The 4,620-nt window shown below is 57.8% G+C and carries 5 protein-coding genes; 2 read left to right on the top strand and 3 right to left on the bottom strand.

Going from position 1 to position 4,620, the window contains the following annotated elements:
• Positions 1 to 574: MnmC family methyltransferase (locus tag ACRXB1_RS31095; protein WP_449494231.1), on the bottom strand; the 574-nt coding region annotated here is incomplete at its 3' end.
• A 459-nt stretch (positions 575 to 1,033) separates the two neighbouring features.
• On the opposite strand from ACRXB1_RS31095, the gene ACRXB1_RS31090 reads away from it, so the two are divergent.
• Complete coding sequence (locus ACRXB1_RS31090; protein WP_031364544.1) at positions 1,034 to 1,312, top strand: HU family DNA-binding protein; 279 nt, start codon at positions 1,034 to 1,036, stop codon at positions 1,310 to 1,312.
• Between the two features lie 100 nt (positions 1,313 to 1,412).
• Here the strand turns inward: ACRXB1_RS31090 and ACRXB1_RS31085 are convergent, their stop codons facing one another.
• Complete coding sequence (locus ACRXB1_RS31085) at positions 1,413 to 2,576, bottom strand: GTP-binding protein (protein WP_449494230.1); 1,164 nt, start codon at positions 2,574 to 2,576, stop codon at positions 1,413 to 1,415.
• Positions 2,577 to 2,756: 180 nt separating this feature from the next.
• Positions 2,757 to 3,203 (bottom strand): lytic transglycosylase domain-containing protein, encoded by a 447-nt coding sequence (locus ACRXB1_RS31080; RefSeq protein ID WP_174362184.1) that lies wholly within the window; start codon positions 3,201 to 3,203, stop codon positions 2,757 to 2,759.
• A gap of 684 nt (positions 3,204 to 3,887) precedes the next feature.
• Between ACRXB1_RS31080 and ACRXB1_RS31075 the strand changes: the two genes are divergently transcribed.
• Positions 3,888 to 4,620: secretin N-terminal domain-containing protein (locus tag ACRXB1_RS31075; RefSeq protein ID WP_449494229.1), on the top strand; the 733-nt coding region annotated here is incomplete at its 3' end.

Raw genomic sequence — 4,620 nt, 5'->3', positions numbered from 1 at the left:
TATGCCGCCGCACGCGCCAGCGCGGCGCGAAGCGCGCGGTCACATGCTGGGAGGTTTCATCGATTGTGAAGCCCGCGTCGTTCAACGCGCGTGCCAGTTGCGGATGGGAATCGGCATAAAGCGTGGCCTGATCGCCGGAAATGCGCGCCAACGCCTTGGCAATAAACGGCAGCTTCTCGCCGGACGCGCCGCTATGAAGATAGAACGAATCTGCGCGCATCCATAACTTCGGCAACACGCTTTCTGCATCGCCCGCGGCGAGGGTCAGCACGACGCGCCCATCGTCAAATTCCAGCCGATGAATACCGGCCACCGGCATAGGCCAGTTATCGGTCAGAAGCTGGGACAGGGCCAGGTGGTCGGTGAAAATGCCAAGCGCATTCATCGATTCCATTTCCACAAGCGCCACGAAATGCAGCCGCTCGCAGCGCTGCGGATCGTCGCGCCACGTGCTCCACGTATCGATAAACCGCCGGCCGGCATCGAACAGCGTCTCAAATATCGTGAAATTCCGACGTCCGGCCCAGCGCGAACGGTCGTGGAAAAGGGGCGCGTTACGCGCTGTATCGTTCATGCAATTGTTTGAATCCCAGCTAATAAGATGAACCGTGGAACACTCGCAAATCGACCCATTTCACAGGCTCCGGGATGTCTATTCGCGCCCCGGGAAGCCAATAGGGGCAAGGCTTTGCGTTCAATCCGGATGAACATTTATATAACCGTTGGCAAAAACCAACGACGTCTGGCTGGCGCTGAGCAAAATGATTGCTTGCAGGTGCAAATTCAAAGCAAAGGTTTGCGCCTCTGCCGGATCATGCGTAAATCTTCGAAACCCTTGTCCTGATTGGGTTTGCGCTGCGTTATGATAACAACCGCCGAGTACGGAGGTGGCCGGGCTGTCGAAGGTTGAGGGTTTGCCGGAACAGCGGGTCAGGGAGCTGAACCCGCGCCAGTACTCGACTGCAAGGCCCGCGCACGTATAATCGGCGCGTTCGCGCTGTTCGTGTCAACCTAAACTGATAAAGGAACCTTAATGAATAAACAGGAACTGATCGACGCCGTGGCCGCTCAGACCGGCGCCAGCAAGGCTCAAACCGGCGAAACGCTGGACACGTTGCTCGAAGTGGTCAAGAAGGCTGTCTCGAAGGGCGACGCCGTGCAGTTGATTGGCTTCGGCAGCTTCGGCTCGGGCAAGCGCGCAGCGCGCACCGGCCGCAACCCGAAAACCGGCGAATCCATCAAGATTCCGGCAGCCAAGACCGTCAAGTTCACGGCTGGCAAGGCATTCAAGGACGCAGTGAACAAGCGGTAAGTCGTAGCCGATTGTCCGCGCTGAACCGTAGTTCAGCGCACGTAACCCGTACGGGCATCAGTCGCCGGCGGGTTTTTTTTCGTCTCGTGCTTTGTGGTGGTCAGTGGTCATGTCCGTGCGCGCCGCAATCGCAGTCATCGCCGTGATCGTGGTCGTGGTCGTGCTCATGATCGTCATCGTCCATTTCCCACGATGGAAACGGATCGCCGAATGCAGCCCACGCCTCTGCGCCTTGCGACCATTCTGAGTCAGTGAGCAGGCAGGCGTCGAAGACGCTGCGCGAGTGCGTTTCATCCAGCGCCGTGCCGATCATGGCCAGTTCCTGACGCCGGTCGCCAATGCTCATGTCGTCCGCGTCGCCAAACCAGTCGGCCGCGATCTCGGCTTCGAGTTCGGCGTCGCCAGTCGGCCATTCGCTGCGATCCTGAGCAGCCCACCACATGCCCGCGGGACCATGCCGCAGCGCGCTGCCGGCTTGCGAAAGCGATCCGCCGATATCGCTGCGCGTTGCGAGCCAGAAGAAGCCTTTCGACCGCAATACGCCGGTCCATTCCCGGTGCAATAGCGACCAGAGCCGTTCAGGATGAAACGGCCGCCGCGCCCGATACACAAAGCCGCTGATACCGGACTCATTTTCGGGAACCAGCGGCGTGGCGTCCGGCTCCGCGTTCAACATTTCGAGCCAGCCGGGCGCGCTCGATGTTGCGTCGAAGTCGAAACGGTCGGTATTCACCACGTCTTTCAACGGCACGACGCCGAACTGCGCATCGATCAACACGGCGCGCGGATTGAGCGCGTGCAGCGTGTCGCGCAGCTCGGTCAACGCAAGCGCGCCGATGAGGTCCGTCTTGTTGATCACGATCACATCGCAGAATTCGATCTGAGCGACCAGCGTTTCCACCACTGTGCGATCGCCTTCGTCATCGTGGCCGAGTACGTCCGTCGATGCGAAATCTCGCTGGAAGTTTTGCGCGTCGACCACGGTCACGACGGTGTCGAGACGGGCGATGTCGTTATCGAAGACGAGGTTTTCAGCGATGTTCTGCGGATCGTCGTGACCCGATGCTTCGACCACGATTGCATCGAATCGATGTTCAGCCGCGACGCGCGCGATCTCATTCGAAAGACCACCGGTTTCGCCCGATACCACCGCGATGCGCGAACCGCCGTGATCGGCGCCAGCGGAGAGCAAGTGGCTGACGAGCGTAGTCTTGCCTGCGCCTGGCAAGCCGGCAAGCACGGTGACTGGCAAGGGTTGATTCATCGCGGTGGCATCGAAAGAAAGGCGCGAATTCGCGCGCGCGGCCGCAAACGACGCGGGGCGCTTTCAAGAAAATCGCCTGTTCAGAGGGCGAGCTGGAACGTGGAATTGTGCATCAAACGCGGCTGGAATGCCGCGCCACGCGATGAAATATGATTGAACTGAAAAGGAAATTCAGAAGACCTAGCGCGATGCGGTCAGTAGTTTCCACTTGCCAAGAATGGCGATGATGTCTTTTGAATACTGATCACGCAACGTTGGCGTTTCCGAGTGGTAAGCGCCAACTGCCTGCCACGTATTGCCATACTTGTTCATCTTCTGGCGCAAATGCCACGCCGCTACATACACCGATTTGCATGGTTCCATCAGCGTCGTGGTCGAGATGCCGTACTGCGCGAGCTGGCCCAGGTGAATGGAGTTGATCTGCATCAGACCGTAATCAATCGAACCGTTCGCGTTTTTGTTCATGGCGTCCGGCTTGTTGTGCGACTCCTGCCATGCAATCGCCCGCAGGATCAACGGGTTCACTTTCTGGTACTTGGCGGCTTCGTCAAAGCAGTCCGCGTGCGCAGGCGCGGCCACAAGCAGGCCGGCAAATCCAAGCGCAAGAAATTGCAACACAAGTTTCATCATCGTCAGTTCCACTCAATCAACAGCATGCGAAATATCGATACGCATTTGCACGCCGTTTTTGTTTTGCAAGGCTCGCAAGACAACGTCGCGGGCGCCCGGCAAAGCTGGGTAAGGCGGAGTAACACTAGGTAAGGTACTGAAAACACGGGAAAACCCACCCGCACGAAGCGCATCCGTCACGCCGTTCCGCCCGTATCATACCGGCAGACTATTGCGTTTTAAATTCGGCCATCCGACATACGCCAGCCGAACGACGCCAAGAACGTCAAATTTTTTTGCAAGCAAAGGTTTCATGTGATCTTTGCTTTATAGGCGGCTTAGACTGCAACTCATCGCCTAAATAAGGGAAGCGGCAAAAATATGACGATTCTTAAGCCCTTGTGGCAGTAAGGATGACAAAAAAGCGACAGAAAGATTGAGGAAAATTTACTTTCATCCGATGGAACTGTTTGATCCTTCAGGTGTTTTTGAGAATTACGTGTCGTCAGCCAATCGATAGTGCTTTTGTGACAAAACCGACATCAAAAGCTGCTATGGTTCACGTTTTTGGGATATGGCATTGCCCGGGCACCGGCCCTGGAAACGTTCGCATCGGATCATCGTGGCGGTAAAAGTGTCGAATTGACGCTAAAAGCGGTGGGCCGGACGCAACGTTATCAGCAGGTCTAGACATCACACTCCATGAGAAGAAAACGTATTGCATTGCGTCGCGCGGCGACGGCCTTGCTGGTGGCTGGTCTTGTCACTACGCAACTCGCGCACGCACAAGTGACACTTAATTTCGTCAATGCGGATATCGATCAGGTCGCGAGAGCGATCGGCGCCGCGACGGGAAAAACGATCATCGTCGACCCTCGGGTCAAAGGGCAGTTGAACCTGGTCTCGGAGAATCCGGTACCGGAGGACCAGGCCTTGAAGACGCTGCAGTCCGCATTGCGGATGCAGGGCTTCGCGCTCGTGCAGGATCACGGAGTACTGAAGGTCGTGCCGGAAGCCGATGCCAAGCTGCAGGGCGTCCCGACTTACATTGGCAACGCGCCGACCGCGCGGGGCGACCAGGTCATCACGCAGGTCTTCGAACTGCATAACGAATCGGCCAACAACGTGTTGCCGGTGTTGCGGCCGCTGATCTCGCCGAACAACACTATCGCCGCTTATCCGGCGAACAACACGCTGGTCGTGACCGATTACGCCGACAACGTGCGGCGTATCGGCAGCATCATCGCGGGTATCGATACAGCGGCGGGCCGTCAGGTCGACGTCGTCACGCTGAAGAATGCAAACGCGCTCGATGTCGCCGAGCAGATGAGCAAGCTGCTGGATCCCGGTTCGATCGGCAGCACCGACGCCACGCTGAAAGTCACCGTCACCGCCGACTCACGCACGAACTCGCTGTTGCTGCGCGCCTCCAGCA

The organism is Caballeronia sp. M23-90 (genome assembly GCF_053574605.1).
This window is presented reverse-complemented; position numbering and strand designations above follow the sequence as displayed.